Source organism: Pseudomonadota bacterium (assembly GCA_026388315.1).
Taxonomy (GTDB): Bacteria; Desulfobacterota; Syntrophorhabdia; order Syntrophorhabdales; family Syntrophorhabdaceae; genus MWEV01.
Genome location: JAPLKA010000116.1, coordinates 18,252 through 41,573, shown reverse-complemented (window position 1 = coordinate 41,573; position 23,322 = coordinate 18,252). Strand labels below are relative to the sequence as shown.

20 protein-coding genes and 1 tRNA gene are annotated in these 23,322 nt (G+C 47.0%); 8 read left to right on the top strand and 13 right to left on the bottom strand.

Annotation, left to right across the window (positions count from 1 at the left end; genetic code table 11):
* The 8 genes from ispH to NTX75_16870 form a co-directional block, all read right to left on the bottom strand.
* Positions 1-726: 4-hydroxy-3-methylbut-2-enyl diphosphate reductase (gene ispH, locus NTX75_16905; GenBank protein ID MCX5817894.1), on the bottom strand; the 726-nt coding region annotated here is incomplete at its 3' end.
* Complete coding sequence (gene cmk / locus NTX75_16900) at positions 726-1,391, bottom strand: (d)CMP kinase (protein ID MCX5817893.1); 666 nt, start codon at positions 1,389-1,391, stop codon at positions 726-728. The genes ispH and cmk, both read right to left, overlap by 1 nt.
* A complete protein-coding gene (gene hisC / locus NTX75_16895; GenBank protein ID MCX5817892.1) occupies positions 1,388-2,455 on the bottom strand; it encodes a histidinol-phosphate transaminase in 1,068 nt (355 codons plus the stop codon). The genes cmk and hisC overlap by 4 nt, the downstream gene beginning before the upstream one ends.
* On the bottom strand, positions 2,452-3,000 hold the full coding sequence (locus NTX75_16890; protein MCX5817891.1) for a histidinol phosphate phosphatase domain-containing protein: 549 nt from the start codon (positions 2,998-3,000) through the stop codon (positions 2,452-2,454). The genes hisC and NTX75_16890 overlap by 4 nt, the downstream gene beginning before the upstream one ends.
* Before the next feature lie 11 nt (positions 3,001-3,011).
* The gene (locus NTX75_16885) at positions 3,012-3,509 is read right to left on the bottom strand and encodes a bifunctional nuclease family protein (protein ID MCX5817890.1); all 498 of its coding nucleotides are present in this window, start codon (positions 3,507-3,509) and stop codon (positions 3,012-3,014) included.
* Positions 3,502-4,827: a tRNA (N6-isopentenyl adenosine(37)-C2)-methylthiotransferase MiaB gene (gene miaB, locus NTX75_16880; GenBank protein MCX5817889.1), complete on the bottom strand. Its 1,326-nt coding sequence runs from the start codon at positions 4,825-4,827 to the stop codon at positions 3,502-3,504. The genes NTX75_16885 and miaB overlap by 8 nt, the downstream gene beginning before the upstream one ends.
* A complete protein-coding gene (gene surE / locus NTX75_16875) occupies positions 4,824-5,576 on the bottom strand; it encodes a 5'/3'-nucleotidase SurE (protein MCX5817888.1) in 753 nt (250 codons plus the stop codon). The genes miaB and surE overlap by 4 nt, the downstream gene beginning before the upstream one ends.
* A 117-nt stretch (positions 5,577-5,693) precedes the next feature.
* Positions 5,694-5,769, bottom strand: a tRNA-Pro gene (locus NTX75_16870).
* 364 nt (positions 5,770-6,133) lie between these two features.
* Between NTX75_16870 and NTX75_16865 the strand changes: the two genes are divergently transcribed.
* From NTX75_16865 to NTX75_16850, 4 genes are all read left to right on the top strand, one after another.
* Positions 6,134-7,072 (top strand): ParB/RepB/Spo0J family partition protein, encoded by a 939-nt coding sequence (locus NTX75_16865; GenBank protein ID MCX5817887.1) that lies wholly within the window; start codon positions 6,134-6,136, stop codon positions 7,070-7,072.
* Positions 7,073-7,578: 506 nt separating this feature from the next.
* Positions 7,579-9,096 (top strand): beta-Ala-His dipeptidase, encoded by a 1,518-nt coding sequence (gene pepD / locus NTX75_16860; protein ID MCX5817886.1) that lies wholly within the window; start codon positions 7,579-7,581, stop codon positions 9,094-9,096.
* Between the two features lie 33 nt (positions 9,097-9,129).
* On the top strand, positions 9,130-10,158 hold the full coding sequence (locus tag NTX75_16855; protein MCX5817885.1) for a GNAT family N-acetyltransferase: 1,029 nt from the start codon (positions 9,130-9,132) through the stop codon (positions 10,156-10,158).
* Positions 10,151-11,011, top strand: coding sequence for a CoA transferase (locus NTX75_16850; GenBank protein MCX5817884.1), 861 nt, complete (start codon positions 10,151-10,153; stop codon positions 11,009-11,011). The genes NTX75_16855 and NTX75_16850 overlap by 8 nt, the downstream gene beginning before the upstream one ends.
* 55 nt (positions 11,012-11,066) lie before the next feature.
* Here NTX75_16850 and NTX75_16845 read toward each other — a convergent pair whose 3' ends face one another.
* Positions 11,067-12,368, bottom strand: a complete 1,302-nt coding sequence (locus NTX75_16845; GenBank protein ID MCX5817883.1) for a 4-hydroxybutyrate--acetyl-CoA CoA transferase — start codon at positions 12,366-12,368, stop codon at positions 11,067-11,069.
* Positions 12,369-13,178: 810 nt separating this feature from the next.
* Between NTX75_16845 and NTX75_16840 the strand changes: the two genes are divergently transcribed.
* On the top strand, positions 13,179-14,123 hold the full coding sequence (locus NTX75_16840) for a hypothetical protein (protein ID MCX5817882.1): 945 nt from the start codon (positions 13,179-13,181) through the stop codon (positions 14,121-14,123).
* A 230-nt stretch (positions 14,124-14,353) separates the two neighbouring features.
* Here the strand turns inward: NTX75_16840 and NTX75_16835 are convergent, their stop codons facing one another.
* Positions 14,354-15,394: a tetratricopeptide repeat protein gene (locus NTX75_16835; GenBank protein MCX5817881.1), complete on the bottom strand. Its 1,041-nt coding sequence runs from the start codon at positions 15,392-15,394 to the stop codon at positions 14,354-14,356.
* 153 nt (positions 15,395-15,547) lie between these two features.
* Here NTX75_16835 and NTX75_16830 point away from each other — a divergent pair, with 153 nt between their 5' ends.
* Both NTX75_16830 and NTX75_16825 read left to right on the top strand, forming a co-directional pair.
* Positions 15,548-16,627 carry an SGNH/GDSL hydrolase family protein gene (locus NTX75_16830; protein MCX5817880.1) on the top strand — a complete coding sequence of 360 codons (1,080 nt, stop codon included), beginning with the start codon at positions 15,548-15,550 and terminating at the stop codon, positions 16,625-16,627.
* A 51-nt stretch (positions 16,628-16,678) separates the two neighbouring features.
* A complete protein-coding gene (locus NTX75_16825; protein ID MCX5817879.1) occupies positions 16,679-17,947 on the top strand; it encodes a CBS domain-containing protein in 1,269 nt (422 codons plus the stop codon).
* Positions 17,948-18,324: 377 nt separating this feature from the next.
* On the opposite strand, the gene NTX75_16820 is transcribed toward NTX75_16825, so the two are convergent.
* From NTX75_16820 to NTX75_16810, 3 genes are all read right to left on the bottom strand, one after another.
* Entirely contained in the window at positions 18,325-19,608 is a 1,284-nt protein-coding gene (locus NTX75_16820; GenBank protein ID MCX5817878.1) for a TRAP transporter large permease, read from the bottom strand.
* 146 nt (positions 19,609-19,754) lie between these two features.
* A complete protein-coding gene (locus NTX75_16815) occupies positions 19,755-20,267 on the bottom strand; it encodes a TRAP transporter small permease (protein MCX5817877.1) in 513 nt (170 codons plus the stop codon).
* A gap of 69 nt (positions 20,268-20,336) precedes the next feature.
* Positions 20,337-21,368: a DctP family TRAP transporter solute-binding subunit gene (locus NTX75_16810; GenBank protein ID MCX5817876.1), complete on the bottom strand. Its 1,032-nt coding sequence runs from the start codon at positions 21,366-21,368 to the stop codon at positions 20,337-20,339.
* Between the two features lie 82 nt (positions 21,369-21,450).
* On the opposite strand from NTX75_16810, the gene NTX75_16805 reads away from it, so the two are divergent.
* Positions 21,451-23,322, top strand: a complete 1,872-nt coding sequence (locus tag NTX75_16805; GenBank protein MCX5817875.1) for a carbamoyl transferase — start codon at positions 21,451-21,453, stop codon at positions 23,320-23,322.

Sequence of the window (23,322 nt, the reverse complement as noted above, 5' to 3'; positions counted from 1 at the left end):
TTCAGGCATTATATCTTTTTCTGTTTCAATGTGGTACGTGATTGGTTGCACTTTTTTTACCACATTATAAAGCTTCGTCGTATTCGAGCTGTTTTTTCCACCAACTATCAGCATTATATCTACTTTTGAGGCCAGCATGGCTGCCTCATCCTGTCGAACTTCAGTGCTTTGACATATTGTATTGTAAACCCTTAGCTCTTCGACCCCCTCTATTAGACCCCGAACGACGTTGAAAAAGGTTTCTTTATCCTGTGTGGTCTGACTAACCACCCCAATCTTTTTTTCCTTAATAGAAGTGGGTATTTGCAGTACAATACCATCATTATCCAAATAACTCAACACACTTTTCACTTCAGGGTGGTTTTTGTCCCCCACAATAACCACTTTATATCCATTTTTTTTCAGGAAAATTGCTCCTTTTCTCACCCTTTTCACAAAGGGGCACGTGGTGTCAATGATGGGCAGGCCCTTGCCTTTTATGTACGCCTCCTCCTCTTTTTTTATCCCGTGAGTTCTGAACACAACAACGCCACTATCAATCTGATGAACATCATCAACGGGTATTATCCCCTTTTCTTTGAGATTGTCCACCATCTGAGGATTGTGTATGATGGGACCTATCGTATAGATTTTCCCTTTATTTTGTTCCGCTTCCCGTACGACTATGTTTATTGCCCTTCTTACACCGAAACAAAAACCTAAATGTTTTGTCTTCAAAACCTGCATTACTGCCCCAACCCATTAATATGTTTTAATAGTGCATCTACCACGCCTTTTGCGTCTATCCCGGTCGTATCAATAACAACAGCCCCTTGTGGTATTGTGAGGGGCGCGATCTCTCTCTCGGAGTCGTCCCTGTCCCTCTTTAACATTTCTTCCTTCACGCGGGATATTTCAGCATCAATGCCTTTTGCCGATAGTTCAATGTGCCGTCTTTTTGCTCGTTCATCAGGGTTGGCATCAAGATAGAATTTTATATCGGCATCAGGAAAGACAACGCTCCCCGTATCCCTCCCCTCCATGACGATCCCGCCCTTTCCCCCTGTTTCTCTCTGTTTTTTTGTGAGATACCCCCTCACCTCTTTCTTCTGTGAGAGGTTTGATGCCAATAGCGATATTTCCGGGGCCCTGATGTCCTCGCTGATATCTTTATCGTCAAGAAAAACCCTTGCAGTCTCTCCAAACTCGAACCGCACCGAAAGGTTTTTAAGAAACGTTTCCATATCATTTAATGGGCTTACACTCTCCGCTTGATATGCATACGCTATTCCCCTGTACATGGCGCCCGTATCAATGTATGTATAACCGAGAGACCGAGCAAGCATCTTCGCAACGGTGCTTTTACCGGCACCGCTCGGACCGTCAACGGTGATGGTTAAACCCTTCTTCATAGTAATTTTTTCAGCGCTTCTATAAACCGCACATTCTCGCTCGTCCTGCCTATTGATACCCTTATGTGCTCGGGGAGGTTGTAGGCGCCCATCCACCTTACCAGGATTTTTTCTTCAAAAAGCCTTTTTGTAATTGCTTCAGCCACCTTCCCGACCCGGAAGAGCACATAATTGGCTTCTGTCGGAACATATTCTATTGACAGCTCTTTCAGGGCGCTATAGAGGTATATTTTCCCCTTCTTGTTATTGTTAAGCACCTTTTTCAGATGCTTTTCGTCATTTAATGCGGTCTTTGCGCCGATCAAGGCCATTATGTTTACGCTGAATGGCTGCTTTGTCCTCTCAAGAAGAGAGGCCAGAGAAGTTTCGCAGATCCCATACCCCACCCTTAAACCGGCGAGGGCATAGGCCTTTGAGAATGTCCTCAACGTGAGAACAGGAAAGTCATTTATATATCTGAAAGAATCAGGAAATCCTGCACTTTCTACAAACTCCGCGTATGCCTCATCGACAACAATAAGCACGTCCTCTGGTATTCCTTTTAGAAAAAGCGTGAAAGCCTTTTTTTCGAAGATGGTTCCTGTGGGGTTGAGCGGATTGTTTAGAAATATGACGCGAGTTTGATCATCGATGGCATCGCGGATCGCACGGAGGTCAACCTTCATATGTTTATCAAGCGGAACCCTGCATGCTTCATATCCGTAAATCTTTGATGCTATTGCATAGAAGGCAAAAGAAGGGTCGGATATAATCACCCTGTTCTTCCCTTTGATTTTCATTGTTTTAAGTGCCATCTCGATAAGCTCGTCAGAGCCGTTTCCAAGCACAATCTGTTCGGGCTTTGTCCCGTATTTTTCTGCAATCGCTGCTTTCAATTCATATTCGCCGCCGGGATAACGTGTTATGTATGGGATTGCTTCGAGTATATCAGAAAGCACCCCGGGAGATGGCGGGAAGGGGTTTTCGTTTGAGGCGAGCCTTACCCACCCATTGTCGAGACCGTACATGGCGGCCTTGGGGTAGTGAGGGATTCCTTTAACATTTTCATCAATCGTTAATTTCATTTTCTCTTTTTTGTGGCCCTTTTTAAAAGTTCAAACGCGTTTTGCTGCATTGTATCAAATGCCTCCGAGGTCAATCCTGCCCCCAATACAACATTTCTTGCCTTTCGCCCGCTTATTTCGAGGAGAACACCCATTTCTTTTGCACGAATTACATCATCTTCGGTAATGAGCCCCGGGTGGGCAAGGATGTCTGCCCCGCCCGCGATGGCTTCCCTGTTTGTCCCTTCTTCTACGGGTTCGGCAATAGTCTCGCCGTGGACAACCACGTAGAAGATGCCGAGTTTCCTTGCAAGGCCGATAAGTTCCCTTATCATATCCTTTGGAACATGCGTTATTTCAACGCCAGGCAGAATCGTGATTCCTTCGTGGTAGGCAATGTGTTTACTCAACCTGAGTATTGATGTAACAACATTCTCAATATTTGTATGGTCAACGTGATCTGATATGCCTATAGCGCGATAACCCTTCACCTTCGCTCTTCGCGCTAATTCAGCAGGAAGAAGTTCTCCATCGCTTAAAAGTGTGTGTGTATGTAGGTCTATCATCTTTATTTTTGTTACATTTTATATTTACCGAAATCATCCGGCGAGAGGTTTTCAAGAATATCCTCCCAGTCGCCTGCTTCGGTCACAACCTTATCCCCCTTTGTCGAGAGGTCAACTTTTGCGGATTTTTTAATGACGCTTTCTTCCACAAAAATGGGTGCATTGGTTCTTAATGCAATAGCTATGGCGTCGCTTGGTCTCGAATCAACAACGAGTCGCTTGTTATCAACCTCAAGATGGAGCAGCGCGTAATACGTGTTGTCTTTCAGGTCGTTTACTTCAACCCTTACGATCTTCACACCCAGATTATCCAGAATATTTTTCACGAGGTCGTGTGTCATGGGCCTCGGTGTATTGATGTTTTCCAGGGCAGTGGCAATGCTTGATGCCTCAAGCAGCCCGATCCAGATAGGGAGAACATCCTTGTCCTCAAGGTCTTTAAGGAGCACTATAGGCGTGTTTGTAAAAGGGTCTACAGTTATGCCCGCTACCTTCATTTCTTTAAGCATGTCGTGCCTCCTTGGCCTTAGGTCTTTCGCCCTTGAGTGAATTGGCGCAACCTTTTACTATATGAACATCGATTATCCTACCGACCATATCTCTTTTACCCTTAAAATTTACAATTTTGTTTGTCCTGGTTCTGCCTGTAATCTCTTCTTCCGAGTTTTTACTGGCGCCCTCCACAAGGACTTCAACGGTTTTTCCTTCTATTGACCTGTTGTTTTTCAGGGTTATGGCCTTTTGAACTTCCTGTAGATGCCTCAATCTTTCGAGGGCTACTTCCTTCGGCACTTCTTCGGGCAGGGTTGAAGCGGCCGTGTGTCTTCTCGGGGAATAGGCAAAGGAGAATATACCGTCAAATTTCACATGCTGTATCAGCTCCATGGTTTTGTCAAATGCCTCTTTGTCTTCTCCTGGGAAACCAACGATGCAGTCCGTTGTAATGGCAATATCAGCGCAACAGTTCCTCAATTGAGCTATCTTATCGATATATTCACCGGCAGTGTAACCCCTGTTCATAAGCCTCAAAACCCTGTCAGAACCGGCCTGAAAGGGGAGGTGAATCTGCTCGCATAGTTTATCCAGCCTTCCAAAGCAGTTGATAAGTTCAGCGGAGAGATCCTTCGGGTGCGACGTGACAAACCTGATTCGCTCGATCCCGTCGATCCCGTTTGTTTTCTCAAGAAGCTCGGGGAAGGACATACCGTCGCTGCCCCTATTGTAAGAGTTTACGTTCTGGCCGAGGAGCGTGACCTCCTTTATACCCTTTTTGACGAGGCCTTTGATTTCGTTCAATATGTCACCGCTCTCCCTGCTCGCCTCTCTCCCCCTTACATAGGGGACCACGCAGTAACTGCAGAAATTGTTACAGCCCTTCATGATGGTAACGAACGCCTTAACGCCATTGTTTTTGTTTTCCGGTGTAACGAACGCGGAAGGGTGATGCCCGTTTTCTGAAAAGTCGAGAAAATCGGTCTTCCGGGCTGCATGTTCGATGGCCTCTGTGATTTTATGGATGCTTGAAGGTCCAAGCGAAAAATCGATAAAGGGCAGCCTCTTTTTAATCCCCTCTTTCTCAAGCTGGGCGATACATCCTGTGATGCCCAGTATCTTGCCCTGCTTTGTCTTCAAGTCCTTCAGCCTGCCCATATAGCTGTAAAATTTCTGCTCGGCCTTTTCTCTCACGCAGCATGTATTCACAATAATCACATCGGCATCTATTGTGTCTTTTGCCGGTTCGAAGCCGCCGGTTTGGAGAAGATGATCCATCTTTTCCGAATCATGCTCATTCATCTGACAACCGAAGGTCTCGATATAAAATTTCATCCGAAAATGCTCCCAAAATGTCTTTTGAATATATCAATCGAGTTATTACTCGTTATATCCAGGCCCAATGGTGTAATTGAAACATAGCCTCTTTCAATTGCATAAAAATCTGTGCCTTCAATGCTTTCATGACTTACACCGTTTCCGCCGATCCAGTAATATTTGTCTCCTCTTGGATCGACTCTTTCAATAACCGCATCATTATATATCCTTTTCCCAAGCCTTGTCACCATAAAACCTTTTACATTGTGCTGCGGAATATTGGGGATGTTGATGTTTAAAAACGTGTGATCAGGGAAGGTAATATCCCTGGATTTTTCAATAATTCCGGTGATAATTGTAATTGCATCGCTAAAAAGATAGTCCGTTCGCGCACCGATAGAGATTGCCATTGAGGAGATCCCGAGGGATGCCCCTTCTTTTGCTGCTGCAACGGTGCCTGAATAATTTACATCCAGTCCCATATTGGGACCCTTGTTAATCCCTGAAATGACAAGGTCAGGTTTTTTCTTGAGGAGAACCCTGATTCCCAGCAGCACACAGTCGGCAGGGGTGCCGTTCGTAGAGAAGAGCCCTTTACCGGCTTCTTTTATCCTCAAGGGTTTATGGATGGTAATTGCATGTCCAATACAGGTTCTTTCTCTCTCCGGTGCAATAACACACACCTCATGTTGTTGTGAAAGGCGGTCTTTAAGCAAAACAAGACCTTCAGAATCGATGCCGTCATCGTTGGTTAAAAGGATTAACAAAAAAGACCGTCCCAGGTAAAGCTATTAGCTATTAGCTATTAGCAATTGGCTATTAGCAGAAAAGGCATTGATTGTGCGGTTATTATTGACTGCTAATGGCTGTCAGCTAAAATAATATCGGGGCGACGGGATTTGAACCTGCGGCCTCCTGCACCCCAAGCAGGTGCGCTAAACCATGCTGCGCTACGCCCCGATCTGATGAATTTTACAGGAAAATTAGCGAAAAGTCCATACGTTTTTCAGAGGTAAAGGATAACACGGGGTTCTTTGCATGGCTTTGCTTGAGTCTCCCTGCTTGTGTTCATTCTTCGTTCAATGTGGCCGGAACACTGTTGCGGCTCACCATGTTCGCAAGTAAATCATACCGGCGACGAAGGAGCTGCAAAGTTCTTCCGGCCATAGCGCAATTCATTGTATCCTTATCTGTCATACCATATTGATATTCAATGTTTTGTAGAAGGGTCCACTTTTATCTTTAAGATGACGGAACATAAGAAAATATTTGTATTTTCCGTGTTGCAGGGTTAGAATTTCAACAAAAAACACAGGGGGGCAACATGGCGACTACGAAGACGAGTGTAAATCCTGAGTTCTTGTACATTCCTGTAGCAAATATCGTGGTGCTGGAACAGGTACGATCGAATATTAATACGGAAGCAGACTCATTCAAATCGCTTGTGCAATCAATCAAAGACAAGGGCATCTTAGAGCCTCTCCTTGTGACAAAAGGAGACGGCGACTCATACACCCTTATCTGCGGGGAGAGACGTCTGGAGGCAGCCCGGCAACTCGGACATGAATTAGTACCGGTGAGGGTCATAGAAGCAGGTAAGGAATCAGGTGAGACCATAGCCCTTCAACTGACAGAGAACCTCCAGAGAGAAGACTTAAATCCCATGGATCAGGCCAAAGGAATATTGGCATATATTCAGGCGAAACTCCCTGATAAAAACTATAATGTGGACAGCGTTATGAGTGAGTTGGTGAGTTTCGAGCGATCTCCAGACTATCTGTCGAAGGAAGTTTCTGAAACGTTTTCAGAAATTGTTGAAATCGTCGGAAAGACAGTAAGGACACTATTTAACGTGCTATCGCTCTTAAAACTATCTCCTGAAATTCAAACAGCAATTTCGGAAGGAACGCTCCCTGTTTCCCAGGGGTACCTCTTCGCTGCGAACCTCGATTGCCCCGATCTTTCACAAATTTTCGAGGACATCATGATAAAGCCAGTAACCTATCGCACGCTTGAGAAGTTGCTTACAGCATACAAGAAGGTCAAGCCGGAGCCGGGCAAAACCAAGCCCCTACCTATGACAAAACAGATTGCCAGCTTACGATCCATAGAGTCGCGCATTGAGACGGGCATCGCAAAATACACAAAACCTGACCTTGTAACGCTTCTTGATGAGCTGCATGTTTTCTGTGCTTTAGTGGAACTGCGGATACAAATTGCCCCGGAACCTGCACTGGAGAAGAAAAAGCCACCTCAGGTATGAAAAAGGCAGTGAATAGTTGATAGTAGATAGTGAATAGTTAAAAAGGTAAAAAATATGAAATGTTGTGAATGGCAAATAGGTTTTTGACTAACGACTATTCACTGCAGTTAAGATACGATGGACGAGATACGGCATTATCGTGAACAGTGAACGGCAATCAGAAAACATTGAACATTGAACAGCTTTTCGCAATCCTAAATGGGATGGGGGAAGGTGTGATATCCACGGCTGATCGCTTCTTCCTGCTATACGTAACATAGCTTCCTGTAGTCAATAGTTTTGGTCAAACAGGAAGCATGCTCGCTTTCAAATACAAACACTCAACCTCTACCAGTCAGGCTTTCATCGATATACGATCGAAAGATGCGATTAGAAACCCAGCATAAGGAAAACTGAGGGGATGCATCGCCAAAGGCTTGGTATTTTCCTTTAATCTATTCTATAATTTCTTCGCACCATATTTTTTTGAGAGGCAAAACATAAAAATATCTGCAAAAGGAATCAGCATGGGCCACCTCTTGACCGACGTTGAACCTGTAGGGCTATGGGATCACTTTTATAAGCTGACGCGAATTCCCCATCCTTCCGGTGGTGAACGGGCAATATGTCTTTACATTTGCGACCTTGCAAAACGTCATGGGCTGGAAGCAACAATGGACAAAGCCGGTGGCGACGATTTCGGCAATATCATTGTGAAATGTCCCGCTACATCAGGATACGAGAAGGCGCCGACCGCGGTATTCCAAAGCCACCTCGATATGGTATCCTTGCCGGTCGGGCATTCGGATGTGCCCCTTGACTTGCTTCTGGACGGAACCATGCTGCGTGCCAGGGGAAGCACGCTTGGCGCGGACAACGGTATTGCCGTTGCCATGGCGTTATCTCTGATTACCGAACCGGATATCCCCCATGGTTCTCTGGAGTTGCTGTTCACGATTAATGAAGAGGCGGGGATGACAGGGGCTATCATGCTTTCCGATAAGGCATTGCAGGGGCGCATCCTAATCAACATCGATTCACAGCAGAAAGGTACACTGACCGTTTCTTCTGCCGGAGCAAATATTTCTATTTTGCGTATGCCACTGAAAATGGAAGCGGTAGAGAACGGTCTTATGCCTGTCCTTATAAGAATAACCGGCGGCAGAGGCGGTCATTCCGGTCTTGAAATAAATTCGGGTCGCGCCAATGCCGGTATACTCCTGACACGTTTACTTTATGAGGAATCGAAAAAGGTTTACCTATACCTTAACGACATAAGCTGGGGCAATGTGGACAATGCCATTCCGCCTGAAGCCGGTGCTGTTGTATTCGTCAGGCCGGAAGATCTGAGAATAATAAAGGATGCCGTACAAAGATGGGAAGAGATATTTTTAAAGGAATACGGAAAAAAAGAGGGGCAGTTGCGGGTATCATTATTAGATGAAGATTTACCGGTTCCCGATTTCGTCATGAACAACACAACGGCAGAGCGTGTTCTTTCTCTCCTGCTTGTTTTGCCTCACGGTGTTCACAAAATGAGCAGCGATATGGAAGGCCTTGTGGAAACATCTTCCGATGTGGCAAAGGTACGCACCTCCCGGACTGAATTGACGGTAAATGTTTCTCAGCGGAGTTCGGTCGATTCGTCACTGGATGCTATCATAGATCGATGCGAAGCCGTAGCCAATCTGTCGGGGGCTCAATTAAAGAATGTCGGCACAAATTATGGTTGGAAGCCGGATATGAAATCGCAACTGTTGGCTGTCTGTAAAGACGCCTATTGGCAGACATTCGGTAAGGAGCCCAGGGTGGTGGGCATTCATGGCATGCTCGAATGCGGGCTCATAAAGGCAAAATATCCTGACATGGATTTAATATCCATGGGCCCGACTATACTCGATGCCCATGCGCCTACAAAAGCAGATTTTATTCCGGGGGTTGATTCAGATACGACAGGGGAACGCATCGACACTGCCCGGATGCCGGGCTTCTGGGAATTTGTAAAGACCGTTCTGAAAAAAATTGCCTTGCTGGAAATGCGATGAGGATTTGGGATCTAAAATGCTTCGGGAGGCTTTATGACGGATAGTCCGTACAAGGTTGAACCCTTTCAGCCTGTTGATGCAGAAAAGGTATCGCACCTCTTTGTTGAGGTATATGGAGATGCATACCCGATTAAGACGGTTTATGACCCGGAGAAGCTTATCGCTGCCTTTGAGAGCGGTAATTATTTTCCATTTCTTGTGCGTACGGGTTCCGATCGCATTGTTGCATACGGAGCCCTCTACCGTTCAGCCCCGTATGAAGGAATATATGAATTCGGCCAGGGGATAGTCTCGTCCGATGTTCGCGGCGCCGGTATCGGACGGATCCTGTTTGAATATGTTGCCGAATACATTCAGGCATTGCCCGGTTCTGAGGTCTATTTCGGAGAGGCGGTATGCAACCATACCCATACACAGAAGGCGGGGGCGATGATAAAGACCATTGAAACGGGCATAGAGATAGACCTCATGCCGGCTAAAATATATGAAAAAGACCGTACTGTAACCGGAAGGGTAGCGGTCCTCGATATGTTCAGGTCTTTTGTTTCGAAACCCCATACCGTCCATGTGCCAGATACCTATGAAGATATCATTCGCTATATTTACAGCGGTTTTGACGATAGGCGTACAATTGCCGTATTGACAGGCAATATGCCTTCAGATCAACCGACGGAAATGTCAGTCAAAGTATTCGAATTCGCAGGCGTTGCCCGTATCACCGTTACCAAGTCGGGCTCCGACTTTGAACAGGTATTTACCTTAAATGAACGTTCCCTTTTAAATCAAAACATCGCGGTCATACAGATATGGTTGAAATCTTCATGGCCCTGGATTGGAGAAGCCGTAGAAGTATTGAGAAAAAATGGTTATTTCTTTGGTGGCGTTTTCCCGCGGTGGTTTGACGTGGACGGTCTTCTGCTGCAGAAGGTTTTAGGACAACCGAGCTGGGAGGGAATCCGTCTGTACTCGGACAGAGCTGAAAAAATCTATCGTTTTATTCATGATGATTGGGAAGATGTGCGGAAGAATCCGATATTGAAAGAGAACATACACCATGAATAGTGCAGATAAACCGCTTTACGGCATAAAGGTTTTAACCATGGCCCTTAACGTCCCCGGACCGGTTGCCGCGCTAAAGTTGAATAGCCTGGGGGCTTCTGTCACAAAGGTTGAACCCCCCGAGGGAGATCATTTTGAGAAATTATGTTCCCCCTGGTACAAAGCCCTGTGTGCAGGACAACGGGTTATCCGCCTCAACCTCAAGTCTACCGGGGATAGTGAAGAGATGGAGGGCCTCTTGGCTGAAAGCGACATATTTCTCACCTCCATACGGATCTCTGCCCTTGACCATCTGTCATTGAGCTGGAACGACATACACTACCGGCATCCCCGACTCTGCCAGGTAGCAATGGTGGGATATCCTCCACCGGACGACAGCAAGGCCGGCCATGACATAAATTACCTTGCAACCCTCGGTCTTCTCTCACCGCCCCATCTACCCCTTACGCTTCTTGCTGACCTCGCAGGGGCTGAAAGGGCAGTCAGTTGTGCGCTGGCACTCCTTTATGCCCGCGAACAGGGAAAGGGTGCCGGATATGGTGAGGTCTCCCTCTCGGAAAGCGCTCATATCTTTGCCGAACCGCTCCGGTATGGGCTCACGGCCCCCGGTGGAATTCTCGGGGGAGGACTGCCTCAGTACAATCTGTACGAAACCAAACAGGGATGGGTTGCCGTGGGAGCGTTGGAGCCCCATTTCTGGGATAAACTCACAAAAGATCTTGGCTTAGGCCGACCCGATGCGAGTTGCGAAGACCTCGGGGCAATATTCATCACAAAAACTGCATTTGAATGGGAGTCCTGGGCAGCATCTCTTGACCTCCCTATCGTTGCTCTCCGACAACCCGATCCAAGATAAGATTCTTCATCGTCTTTCTGTTCTGTTGTGAGCTCCATCTGTTGCTTCCTGATAATCAGACGATATACATATCTTCAGCCTTACGGAGTAATTCTTCCCGAAACTTGGGGTGGGCCAGTTCTATTATTGCGAGAGCTCTCTCTCGTGTCGACTTGCCCTTAAGGTTTGCCACACCGAATTCCGTAACAAGGAAATGTGTGTCTGTCCTTGGTGTTGTAATCGTTGTACCATGATCGAGGCGGTTTACTATTCTTGAGATTTTTCCTTTATCGGCGGTTGCATAAAAGGCGAGGATTGATTTGCCTTCCTTTGCATCAAAAGCGCCTCGAACAAAATCCAGTTGTCCTCCTGTCCCGCTGTACTGGTTTCCGTAAAGAGATTCGGCATTGCATTGGCCGGTAAGGTCAACCTGTAGTACGGCATTGACGGAAACCATCCGTTCGTTCTGCGCAATGACCGAAGGACGATTTGTGTAAGAGCAGGGATAGCTTTCAATGGCAGGGTTGTTGTCCATAAAGTCGAGTGTATCCTTGTCGCCAAGGGCAAACGTAATAATATGCTTCCTGGGGTGGAGCGTTTTTCTGGTTCCGTTGATAACGCCTTTCTTTATCAGGCTAACCATGGCAGGTCCGAATAGCTCCGTATGGATGCCGATGTCTTTGTGCCCTTCCAGATGTTTTGCCACGGCGCTTGGAAGAGTCCCGATGCCGAGCTGTAAGCACGCTCCGTCAGGGATCATATCGGCGATAGTCCTCCCGATAATTTCATCCTCCGGCCTTGGTTTACCATCCGGTGGCGAAAAAATCGGTTCGTGATTTTCGATGATAGCGTCTACCTCGGAGATGTGAACGAAAGAGTCACCGAATACCCGCGGCATAAAGCGGTTTACTTCAACGATGAGCGTCCTGGCGGCGCGGGCTGCTGTAGAGGTAAGATCATTTGCCGTGCCGAATGAAAAGTATCCGTTCTTGTCCATGGGTGAGACAATCGTGGCGCAAACGTCAACACCTATAAACTCGGCAATAAGCCTTGGCGCTTGATGGAGATGGTTGGGCACGAAACTGGCAAGACCCGTTCGGACAAGCCCACGCTGACCTGAACCGACAAACATTGAATGGGCCTCCACGCAGTCCACCAAATCTACAGAAAGCACAGTATCACAGGCATGTTTTAACGGAAGGGCGGACAGCACCTTCAGACGCTTCAGATCTCCCGCTCTCAGTCTGGCCTCGATAGCCCTGAGTGTTGCCGGTGGTTCCGCAAGGGCCATGCCATGAATAAACATATCACCTTCCCTTATTATGCCTGCCGCCTGTTCCGGTGTGACAAGTTTTTGTTTGTATTCGGTTTTATACATGTAACGTTCCTCCTAAAAAGTTATCCTACCGCCACGATCGGCAGATTCAGAGACATAGGTCAGTCTTCCCATCCAAAGCATTTTTCTGTGAGAAATATGGGGTACAGGCATGACCTGCCCCGAATTATTGTACCACCCCTAAAGTTAGTTTCTCCACTAAAGAATTATGGTCCACAGGTAATATGGCCTCAGGGACTGACGGCTTATGCCCCAAGGAACTATGAGCCTTATTTCGTTGTATTCCTTCCGCTGTGATTCGTGACGGGAAAAGGGTTCAGGGGGTCGAGGATTCAAGTGAAGGCTGTGTGCCAGATCTTGTTTTTTGCACCCATGATGCTGTTAATAAATCCAACATTTCTATTCGTAATTTACAATCAAAGCCAAAAGGCCATATGCTTGACTTGTAGGTGAAGTTATTACGCATAACAATTTGAAATATTCACTACATTGAGGACCTACCAGAACCATTTGCGTCCACTGTGGACGCAATTATGCAAATAGCCGGAAAGTCAATACAGGCCTTGCATAGAGCAATTTCACTTTTGAAACTTTCTTCTGAGATTCGGACCATGCCCTTGCAGGGCAGAAGTTAATTTTACCCGCAAGAATGTGCGGGTGTGCCGGGATGAATCTTTCTCCCATACCGGCAAAAAAACATGAGTTCTCTGTGGACTCGAATGAACGAAGTGAGTGGGCGAGAGATAAGAATCTGGATTTTAGATTAAACCGGCACAAGAGAAACGGTGATAGCACTCATAGCATATATTGACAGCAGGGATGTCATAGAATAACATGTAAACAGGACATATTATGCATCATGACGAAATTCTTCTCATCCATCTTGGTGGACTGGGCGACATGTGCCTCTCGGAATCGACATTTCTGTCTTTGTCCGCCCATTTCAATAAAAATATAGTTGCCCTTGGATATACACGGTTTTTAAGGCTTTTTGAGGGGTATTTTAAAAGAATTGAAAGGATTGAATCGGCCAGATGGCTGCCACTCTTTTCGCAATATACCCCCGACATCACCTGGGAAAGGATTATATTTATCGGAAAAGACAGGGAAGGTGCACTGAGAGAAAAGTGGGGCAGGATGTCGAGGGAACCAATGATCTTCATAGAGATGTACCCGGAAGAGCAGGGTTCGAGGGTTCAAGGGGTCATAAAGGCAGGGTTCGAGGGTTCAAGGGTTCCAGGGGTCGGGGGGAAAGAGAAAGGCGAATTGCGAATTGCGAATTGCGAAGCGAAATACCATGTTGAGGATTTCCAATTAATGCAGTTGGGTCAATATGGGATTGAAGCGAAGAAGAAAGAAATAACCCCGAATCTGTCCCGGCGCGTAATCCTTTACCCCGAAAAGGGCTTCAAAAAGGAAAAATGGCATTATGAAAACTTTGTAAGGCTTTACCATTCATTGAAATCGAAGGGCATTGATGTCCATATGCTCAAATCAATGGGATTGGAGACGGATGTGAAAGAGGCGGTGTTTTTTGAGGAACTCACTGAGGTAAGAGCATTTTTTGAAAAAGGCGGCATCTTTGTTTCCAATGACTCCGGCATGGCTCACCTTGCCGGCATGTGCGGCCTCCATACCATCACCATATTCAACGATTTTGACCCGGACATCTGGCGCCCGCGGGGCAGCGGCATAACCTTCCGGTACGGCAAGGACAGGGTCGACGTCCCGTTCGTCACATCGAAGATACTGGAAGCGATTGAGAATAATGCACGGCGTGATACCTCTTTGCTATAATAGGCCATATGGGGATATTCCTGATTATTTTAACCCAGATAAGTCATTAGGGCATAGTGTCGGGTTTTCCTGAGCAAACCGTCGAGAGGCAAGGAAGCTTGGTCTTTTGCTGTTAAGCAAAAGTTCCGAAGCCGAACGCGAGCGATTGAAGCCGCTGGAGCGCAATGAGCGTGTTTGCGGGGAATAGCCCGACACAGATGCTCATCCTAATGGAAAATCTGGGCTTATTTTTACGAAGGCGAGAACAGCGTGTTTATATCTCTTTTGAGATACTCTTTTTGAGATACAGACATTTCGCCGGGCTTTACACTGCCGGAAATTATTTTTGAAAGAATAAGGAGAGACTCCACTGCAATCCTGTTCAACTCTCCCATTGTTTTCGATTGGAGCTGTGTGTTGTTGACAACCCCAAGGTGTTCCAGTACAAAAAAGACGAAGCCAGTCATACAGAAAAACTGTTTGCAGGAATCGAGACCGGTCTCGTCACCCGTACTATGGATTAAACATTGTTTTTCATGGAGAAAGGCGCATGAACTTGCCTTTTCGTTGATCCACATCAGGGTTTGGTAATCCCTTCCCTTCGGGAGGTCTTTAAGGGTGGCCCTGTCGAGGAAATGAGCCCTTCTGCCCGGATAATAGACGAATCTGTTGCCGTGCTCCTTTAAAATATAATTTGGAGGAACAAGACGGGACAGGTGATCTTCTCCGTTGTACGACAATTTTTTCATGAAACCGTCCTCCTGGAGGGCCTTTTTGCTCAGGAACTTTCTTATTGCATAGAGTTTGCCTGCGCCGACACATACCCCGTGCCGCAAGGGTTCTCCCGTGAAATGGCAGCAATATGCAGGGCAGGAAAGTATGGGGCAGGACCGTTGTGCTAAATCGGGGAATGCCAGGTTGACAACAGCCGCGCTTGACCTGATCAATGCAATACGACGGTAATTATCGTCGATTTTGACAGCCCTTTTGTGGTCCCGGGACGCCCGATTCCGGTCTCCCTTCAACCCCCACACCACGCTCATCTCATGATAATATTCAGGAACAGAAGGGCTCATCCTGATAGCCCTTGCTATCTCCTGGAGGGCCTTATCGAATTCCATACGCTCTTTGTGGATAAGGCTCAGGTGGTAGTGTGAATATGGTTGGTCATCAAGTTCGATAGCTTTCTGAAAAAACACTATCGCTTCATCAAACCTTTTCTCATCGTATAAGATTGCACCCTGGCTGTGCAAATACTTCTCCATCATGCCACATTCGTCTATCTTTTCCAAATCCGAACCCGTTCCTCTTCCCCGGTATTTTTTCTGAATATACCGGGAATCATTGTTTAATCGGTATTGTACTGCAATGGACACACTTTTTCATTGAAATAAGGTATGGATTAGTGAAAAATAGATAAACAGGAGTATTTGACCGGAATTATTATGGCTATCAAAAAACCCGTTCTTGTTAAGTGCGTTGCAATATTCATAATCATTGTTGCAGGCCTGCTGTTATTGGAAGGCATGGGCCAGGCGCTGTTCAGGATCAGACACCATTACTGGCTTTTCGGGCACGATGATGCAGCATATATAGCTTTATTCAAGAAGCACCCCTATCTTGTGGTTGAACCGAGACCAAATGCACAGTTTACTTCGAAAGAAGGTTTGGTGTTCAGTCATAATGCACTGGGCGCCCGCGGCAAAGAAATCAGTGTCTTAAAAAGAGAGAACGTAAGGCGGGTTCTTGTTCTCGGTGGATCAAGCACATACTGCATCGGCGTTTCCGACAACCAGACATGGCCGTATTATCTGCAGGAAAAATTAGGAAGCGGCTATGAGGTTATAAATTCAGGCGTTCCCGGTTATACGACGGTTGAGCACATCATCCAGACAGCCCTTAATGTGTCTGATATTTCACCGGATATCTGTATTTATTATGTAGGGTGGAACGATATAAGGAATCAGCATGTGGCACATTTACGGTCAGATTATTCGGATTTTCATGGTAAATCCCAGTATAACCACCTCATGCTGGGCGCATTGAAAATCGGCAATCATTCTGTGATTGTCAGAACAACGGCAAATATGCTGAACAAAATATTCGTAAGGGACCCCGATGGGGCATATACTGTCGAGGGGACTGCTGACAAGTTTACCGCAAGGGCCGATGAGAGGGCGTTGAGCTTGTTCAGGCGAAACATCAAATTGCTTATCTCGTTGTGCAGGGCCCAGGGGGTAAGGCCCGTTATGATACCCCAGGTCTTGCGTTACGACATGCTCACCGGCGACAAAGAGTACGATTGGATTCCCTATGTTAAGGACAAAGACCTAAGGCTGGTGATGGGGCTATATAACGATGCCCTCCGGGAAGTATGCGCCGCCGAGAAAGTTGATTTTATCGGAGAGGTGCTGCAGGTGAACTATGATGCATCATGCTTTGTTGACAATTATGGACACTTTACCCCTTCGGGCAACGAGAAATTTGCCGGTATCGTCGTGCAGTATCTTAAAAGACATCCATAAAAGCACAAATTACCGGTTGTCTTAATCGATGTGTGGTGTTACAATTAATGCATGGCTTATATAACAGACGTATATTTAAGCGAAATATTGAGAAAAGATGTCATTGACCAGTTCGGGAGAAAATTGGGCATCCTGTGGGATCTTGTTATAGTGCCCGGTTCGAAATATCCCGGCGTGATCAAGATTATTCTAAAAGACAAAAAGCAGCTCCTTGAGGTTCCGGTTGAACATCTTCAGCTTTTCAACCGTTTCGTGATCACGATTAACCTGCCGGAAGCAGCCCTCAATAAATATAGACACACAGAAGGCGATATATTGGTAAAGAAACACATTCTTGACAAGCAGATACTGGATGTGAATGGCGCAAAGGTTGTAAGGGTAAACGACCTCAAGCTCGGCGAGGGCGATGGCGCCATATGTGTAATCGGCATTGATGTAGGATTGAATGGAATCCTGAGAAGGGTAGACGGGGGTCAGATGATCCAGAAGACCCTGTCGCTTTTTAAAAAACCCATAAAGGAACACATCATAGACTGGCGTTTTCTACAGACGATAGACGCTCATCTGCGAAACTTAACATTAAATGTAGCACGAAGACAGCTTGGCGAGCTTCACCCCTCTGACCTGGCAGAAATCCTCACAGAAATAGATCCAGAGGAAGGCACCCTGCTCCTTTCGTCCATAGACGAGGAGCTGGCAGGTGAAGCGCTCCACGAGGTGTCTACAGAGGTCAGGGGGAAAATACTGAAGGAGATGGACAAGGAGATGATCTCCGACATACTCGAAGAGATGCCTCCCGATGAGGCCGCAGACATCCTTGGCGAGATGCCGGAAGAAAAGTCACAGGAGCTTTTGTCGCTCATGGAGACCGAAGATGCCACAGAAGTCAAGGGTCTGCTCAGTTACGAGGAGGATACTGCGGGTGGGTTAATGACAAGCGAATTTCTCGATTTTTCACCTGACATGACCATCGACGAAACGCTGGCGGGCATAAGACTCCTTGTGCCTGACGTAGAGTTTATCTATTACATTTATGTGGTGGATAACGATGACCATCTCCTTGGCGTCCTGACGCTCAAGAAACTCCTGACTACACCCCTGGATGTGAAGCTGGGGGACGTGATGCTACAGAACGTAAAGCACGTATATCTTGATACAGAACGGAAAGAGATCGCAGAAATTGTATCCAAGTACGATTTTGTTGCCATCCCTGTCCTTGACGAGGAAAAAAGGATAAAAGGCATCATAACAATCGACGACATCATGGACCTTCTCGTTCCTAATCCGACAAGGAGAAAGAAGAGAAGGGCATTCCAATAACCAAATTAAGCGTTTACGGCTTGTTGCCCAAACATGATACGGGCAGGAACACTGTTTCGCTCCCTGCTTCGCTGCGCTTTTTACCGCACCCGCAAGCGGGTACCCGAGGCTCGAATTTAACTTAATTTCGCAAACTCGTCCCAAAATACCGGGACTCAGACATGCGAATTGCCCTTCGGGACGTTTATTCTCGCCGAGTGGGTACCCAAAAATGCTCGAAGGCGCGACTCGCGTAATGGTTTAACGGCGAAGCCGCAAAGTTCTTCCTGCTCATATTCTATATTATTGATTATATGTATGTTTGGGCAACAAGCCCTTTAGGCATATAGCAGTCAGTGTTCAGCTATCGGTTTTAAAAGGTTTTGCTGACAACCGATTTACTTCAGCCCGAACAACCCCGGAAGGTATAGCGAAAGAGAGGGGAAAAGCATCGTGATAAGAAGCGCCACAAGCATTATCGCAACGAAAGGAATAACCGACCTGGATATCTTTTCAAGGGAAAGGTTGGATATATTTGCGATAACATAAAGGTTTACTGCCACAGGCGGTGTAATCTGGCCGATGGAGAGATTCAGCGTCATGACAACGCCGAACCAGATGGGATCCCAGTTAAAGAACTTCATTATCGGTATAAGAATGGGCAGGAAGACATAATAAATAGAGATCGCGTCCATGAGCATGCCCGCAACGAAGAGCATGACATTTATGAGAACCAGGATGGTAAAGGGGTTCGATGAAAGCGAAAGCAGGTAGGCCGAGGTTTTATCCATGACGCCCAGCGTGGAGCCGGTCCATGAAAAAAGTCCCGCAAAGGCAACGATAAACATGACTACTGCCGAAGAGAGGACAGAATCCCTGAATATCCCGTAAAGCATTGTAAATGTAAGTGTTTTGTAGATGAAAAATCCGATGAACAGTCCGTAAAAGACCGCCACAACTGCTGCCTCTGTGGCAGTAAAAATGCCGCCATAAATACCGCTCAGAATCACAACAGGGGCAAGAAGGCCCCAAAAGGCCTCTTTGAAGGCCTGCCATATCTCTTTTGGTGTTCCCCATTTTTCCCCCTTCCACCCATATTTCTTTGCAATGAAAAAGGAAGGGATAATAAGAAGGAGCGCGGTGATGATGCCGGGTATTACTCCTGCGGCAAAGAGGGCAGGAACCGAGGTGCTCGTAATGACCCCATATATGATGAATGCTATGCTCGGGGGGATCACAATAGCGAGTGACCCTGAGCTTGCAATAAGCGCCGCCGTGTATCCCTTGTCATAACCCATGGCAATCATGGCAGGGTAGAGAATCATCCCGAGCGCCGCCGTATCCGCTGGGCCTGACCCGGAGATCCCTGCGAATATGACCCCCACGATAATAGTAACAATGGCAAGTCCGCCGGGGATAGGCCCTATCAGCAGACTGACAAAGTGAATAAGCCTCTTTGAAATTCCGCAGCGATCCAGGATAAGGCCTGCGAGAATGAAGAAAGGCAGGGCAAGAAGCTGAAACTTGGCTACAGAGGCATAAAAATTAGGGGCGAGCACCTCTATGCCGAGGTTGTATTTCCATATGAGGAGGGTAGCAGTAAAGCCGAGAGAAGTAGCCACCGGGATCCCCAGTAAGAGCAGGACAAGAAACACTGCGAAGAATGCAATAACCGGTTCCATTATACGCTTGCTCTTTTCTGGGGCTCACGTCGCCCCCTCCGGCAGCAAAGCCACGACCCGCTTTGCGGGTACCCCGGCCTTCCCTTCTCGCTCGTGAGACTCGCTATTTCATGAGTTATCTCACGCAATGTGCTTACTTTCATGTGTCATCCACCATTTTCACGGAACCTTTGATTATGCTTAAATCTTTTCCAGGCTGCCTCTATCACGCGGAGCACGACTAAAGCCCCGCCTACAGGCATGGAAAGGGTATACCACCAGTGCGGTATGTTCAGCGCCTCGGTGGTGATATTCAATGCGATTTCGTCCTTTATTTGAAAAACACTGAACCAGACGATAAAACAGATCGTTACGATTGTTAAAAGCGATGCAAGGGGAGAGAGAAAATTCCGCCCCAGGTTCGGGAAACGCATCTTAAGGAGATCAAAACCCAGGTGCACCCCTCTTCGAAAACCTGCGGCCGCCCCGAGCATGGTGAGCCACACAAGACAGGCAACCTCAATTTCTTCAGTGAAGGCAAAGGAGTACTGGATGAAGTAGCGGGTGATAACATTTAAAAAGGCAAATAGCGCCATTACTGCGAGCAGGACAACGCCCGCTGCTTCTTCCATGTTTTCGTATATCTTTTTAATCACTGATACCAATTCGCCTTCATTCATATAACTTCGTTGCCTTCGTCGTCGTCTCCTCCTCGCCTCGTTCTATCTTTGAATCCGAATTAGTATGAGCTATTTTGTTCCTGCTGCCTTCCGGATGTCTTTTTCGGCGGCTCTTACCAGCTCAATGCCGATCTCTTTAGACCATTTGTCATATACGGATTTTGTCTTGTCCTTGAAGACCTTTATCTGTGCAGGGGTAAGGACAGTTACCTCCATCCCGTTCTTTTTCAGGTTATCGAATGCTGCAGTGCTGCCTTCCAAGCCTTCCCGTGCAGCCTTTTTCTGCCATTTCACCACTTCTTCGGCAGCCTTTTTAATTGCATCTCTATCCTTCTGGTCAAGGGTGTCCCAGACCTGTTTGCTCACGCCGAGGATGATGGGGTCGATTGCGTAGTTCCACACGGTCATATACTTGTGTACCTGCCAGAGTTTATTGGGAATAATGACAGAAACAACAGGGTTTTCCTGCCCGTCAACGGTGCCCTGCTGGAATGCTGAAAGGGCTTCGCCCCAGTTCATGGACATAGGGTTTGCCCCCATGGCCTTAAATGTATCAATAAATATGGGTGACCCCACAACCCTTACCTTAAGGCCTTCGAGGTCTGCAGGGGTTTTTATAGCCCTTTTGCTGTTTGTAAGGTCCCTAAAACCGTTCTCTGCCCATCCGAGACCGACAACACCCTTTTCTTCAATAGTTCTAAATAATTGTTTGCCCACTTCCCCGTATTCTACTGCATCCAGGGCTTTATAGCTGGGGAAGAAAAAGGGAAGGGAGAAAATGTTCAATTCCTTTACTGTCGGGGACCAGTTGATCGTTGAACCCACCGCAAAGTCGATAACCCCCTGTTTCATGAGAAGGAATTCGTTTGTCTGCTTACCTGCGAAGAGTTGACCGCTATAGTACGGTTTTATGTTAATCCTTCCGTCTGTGGCCTTTTTAACTGCCTCAGCGAATCGTGCGGCAGACTCCCCCCACGGCCCCGTTGGCCCCACGACGATGCTCATCTTGTATTCAGGTTTATAATTTGCCGAAAAACCGCTTGCAGCAAAGACAAAAAGCAATAAAAGGGCTATGCCCAGTCCAAACCGTTTCCTGTTCATACAAAAACCTCCTCTGATTGATAATATTTGCATGATGGGTTATGCAAAAAACGCCCTTCATTATAAAAGAGAAGGGAAAGGCGTGTCAAGTAACATAAATTGCTGGGGGAATGCTTTGAAGTTGACGGGCAGGGGTGGTTTTGCTATATTACAACTCAACAGCATGAACATTTTAGGTCTTCATACGTTCGGCCATGATACCGGAGCAGCCCTCATCTCCGGGGGGCGCCTTCTTGCCATAGGCGAGGAGAGGCTCGACAGGGCAAAACATTCCGGGGCGTTCCCCCATAAATCGATCCGTTACCTTCTTGGTGCCGCTGGCCTGAAGGACATCGAGGATATTGACCTGATTGTAGGGGTTACCCGTATTGGGAAAGACGGGAGAAACAAAGAGGTGGAGATGATAAGGTCTGAGCTTAGCTACGGCGGCCCCATCCAGACCGTTTCCCATCATACTGCACATGCGGCGGGTGCTTTTTACCCGTCACCCTTCGATGAGGCCACGGTAATGGTGGTAGATGGATTGGGGAGCAACGCCATTGATTACGAAGCGGAAGAGAAGGCGCCTTTTATTCTGATAATTATCGATGCAAAGATACAGAAAAAGATGGAAGAGGTTCAGTCCTTTTACAGGGCAATGGACGGGAAGCTGTTTACCATAAGAAAAGATTACTCGATGCCGGGTTACAGAAACGGAATCGGCCTTCTCTACATGGGTACCTCCGTATTTCTGGGTATGGGTGATTTCGGCTCAGGGAAGGTCATGGGCCTTGCGCCGTACGGTGAAAGCGGAGAGAGAAGCTTCCGCAAAAACTTTTGTGAGATCGTAGACGGGGCGGCGCTCATACCGAGCGAAAAGAACTTTGTACGGTATAATGATTGTTTTCAAAAGCTCTTCTATCCGGATATACCACAAAGGAAGAAAGAACGGCTTCCCGACGATGTTTATACCCAAATAGCCTTCGAAGTACAGGATGCGCTCGAAGAGGCCCTCGTTGCCGTTGCCAATCATCTTTACAGGATAAGCCCTTCGAAGAACCTCTGCTATGCTGGCGGTGTGGGGCTTAACAGTGTTGCAAATAAGAAAATTCTTGATAACACCCCCTTTGAGAATATTTTCATACAGCCCGGTGCATGTGACTCGGGGATAGCCTTGGGGTGTGCTTTATACGGGGCTCATGTCATAAACGGCGAAGACCCCAAAAAATACCGGTTTAAAAATGCATATTTGGGAAGATCGTATAGCGAGGAAGAGGTTTTAGAGACCCTCAAAAACACACCGAATATCCGTTTTACAAAAGAAAAGGATCTTTTCCGAAAGGCTGCAAAGCTCCTGGCGGACGGGAAAATCCTTGGATGGTTTGAAGGGGGGAGCGAGATCGGTCCCCGTGCGCTTGGTCACCGGAGCATCATCTGTGATCCCGGGAAGCCGGAGATGAAAGACATTCTCAACGAGAAAGTAAAGCACAGAGAGGGTTTCAGACCCTTTGCCCCTTCAGTGCTCCGTGAATATGTTTCAGAGTATTTTGACCTGGCCTGCGAAAGCCCTTATATGCTCCTTATTGCCGGGGTCAAAGAGGATAAGCAGAAGGTTATTCCTGCCATAACCCATGTAGATGGAACCGCACGTGTTCAGACCGTTACCCGCGAAGATAACGGGAGATATTACGACCTCATTCACGAATTCTTCAAGATTACCGGTGTTCCGGTTATTCTCAACACATCCTTCAACGTTGCCGGGGAACCCATTGTAGAGACGCCTGCCGAGGCGCTGAAGTGCTTCATGTCTACCGAGATGGATTGTCTGGTTATCGAAGACTACCTTATCGAAGCTTCAGGGCCAAAGAAACTTGTGAGCGGACCCATGGTCGATGAGGACAAACTCAGGGCAACTGATTTCAGGGGTGGCTTTAGACGATATTTCAGTAATTTCTTTAAAAGCAATGCCCGATGA

Excerpts from the sequence above, each read along its gene's own strand:
- cmk (MCX5817893.1), bottom strand. The coding sequence starts at position 1,391 with ATGAAGAAGGGTTTAACCATCACCGTTGACGGTCCGAGCGGTGCCGGT.
- hisC (MCX5817892.1), bottom strand. The coding sequence starts at position 2,455 with ATGAAATTAACGATTGATGAAAATGTTAAAGGAATCCCTCACTACCCC.
- NTX75_16890 (MCX5817891.1), bottom strand. The coding sequence starts at position 3,000 with ATGATAGACCTACATACACACACACTTTTAAGCGATGGAGAACTTCTT.
- NTX75_16885 (MCX5817890.1), bottom strand. The coding sequence starts at position 3,509 with ATGCTTAAAGAAATGAAGGTAGCGGGCATAACTGTAGACCCTTTTACA.
- miaB (MCX5817889.1), bottom strand. The coding sequence starts at position 4,827 with ATGAAATTTTATATCGAGACCTTCGGTTGTCAGATGAATGAGCATGAT.
- NTX75_16865 (MCX5817887.1), top strand. The coding sequence starts at position 6,134 with ATGGCGACTACGAAGACGAGTGTAAATCCTGAGTTCTTGTACATTCCT.
- pepD (MCX5817886.1), top strand. The coding sequence starts at position 7,579 with ATGGGCCACCTCTTGACCGACGTTGAACCTGTAGGGCTATGGGATCAC.
- NTX75_16855 (MCX5817885.1), top strand. The coding sequence starts at position 9,130 with ATGACGGATAGTCCGTACAAGGTTGAACCCTTTCAGCCTGTTGATGCA.
- NTX75_16850 (MCX5817884.1), top strand. The coding sequence starts at position 10,151 with ATGAATAGTGCAGATAAACCGCTTTACGGCATAAAGGTTTTAACCATG.
- NTX75_16845 (MCX5817883.1), bottom strand. The coding sequence starts at position 12,368 with ATGTATAAAACCGAATACAAACAAAAACTTGTCACACCGGAACAGGCG.
- NTX75_16840 (MCX5817882.1), top strand. The coding sequence starts at position 13,179 with ATGCATCATGACGAAATTCTTCTCATCCATCTTGGTGGACTGGGCGAC.
- NTX75_16830 (MCX5817880.1), top strand. The coding sequence starts at position 15,548 with ATGGCTATCAAAAAACCCGTTCTTGTTAAGTGCGTTGCAATATTCATA.
- NTX75_16825 (MCX5817879.1), top strand. The coding sequence starts at position 16,679 with ATGGCTTATATAACAGACGTATATTTAAGCGAAATATTGAGAAAAGAT.
- NTX75_16820 (MCX5817878.1), bottom strand. The coding sequence starts at position 19,608 with ATGGAACCGGTTATTGCATTCTTCGCAGTGTTTCTTGTCCTGCTCTTA.
- NTX75_16815 (MCX5817877.1), bottom strand. The coding sequence starts at position 20,267 with ATGAATGAAGGCGAATTGGTATCAGTGATTAAAAAGATATACGAAAAC.
- NTX75_16810 (MCX5817876.1), bottom strand. The coding sequence starts at position 21,368 with ATGAACAGGAAACGGTTTGGACTGGGCATAGCCCTTTTATTGCTTTTT.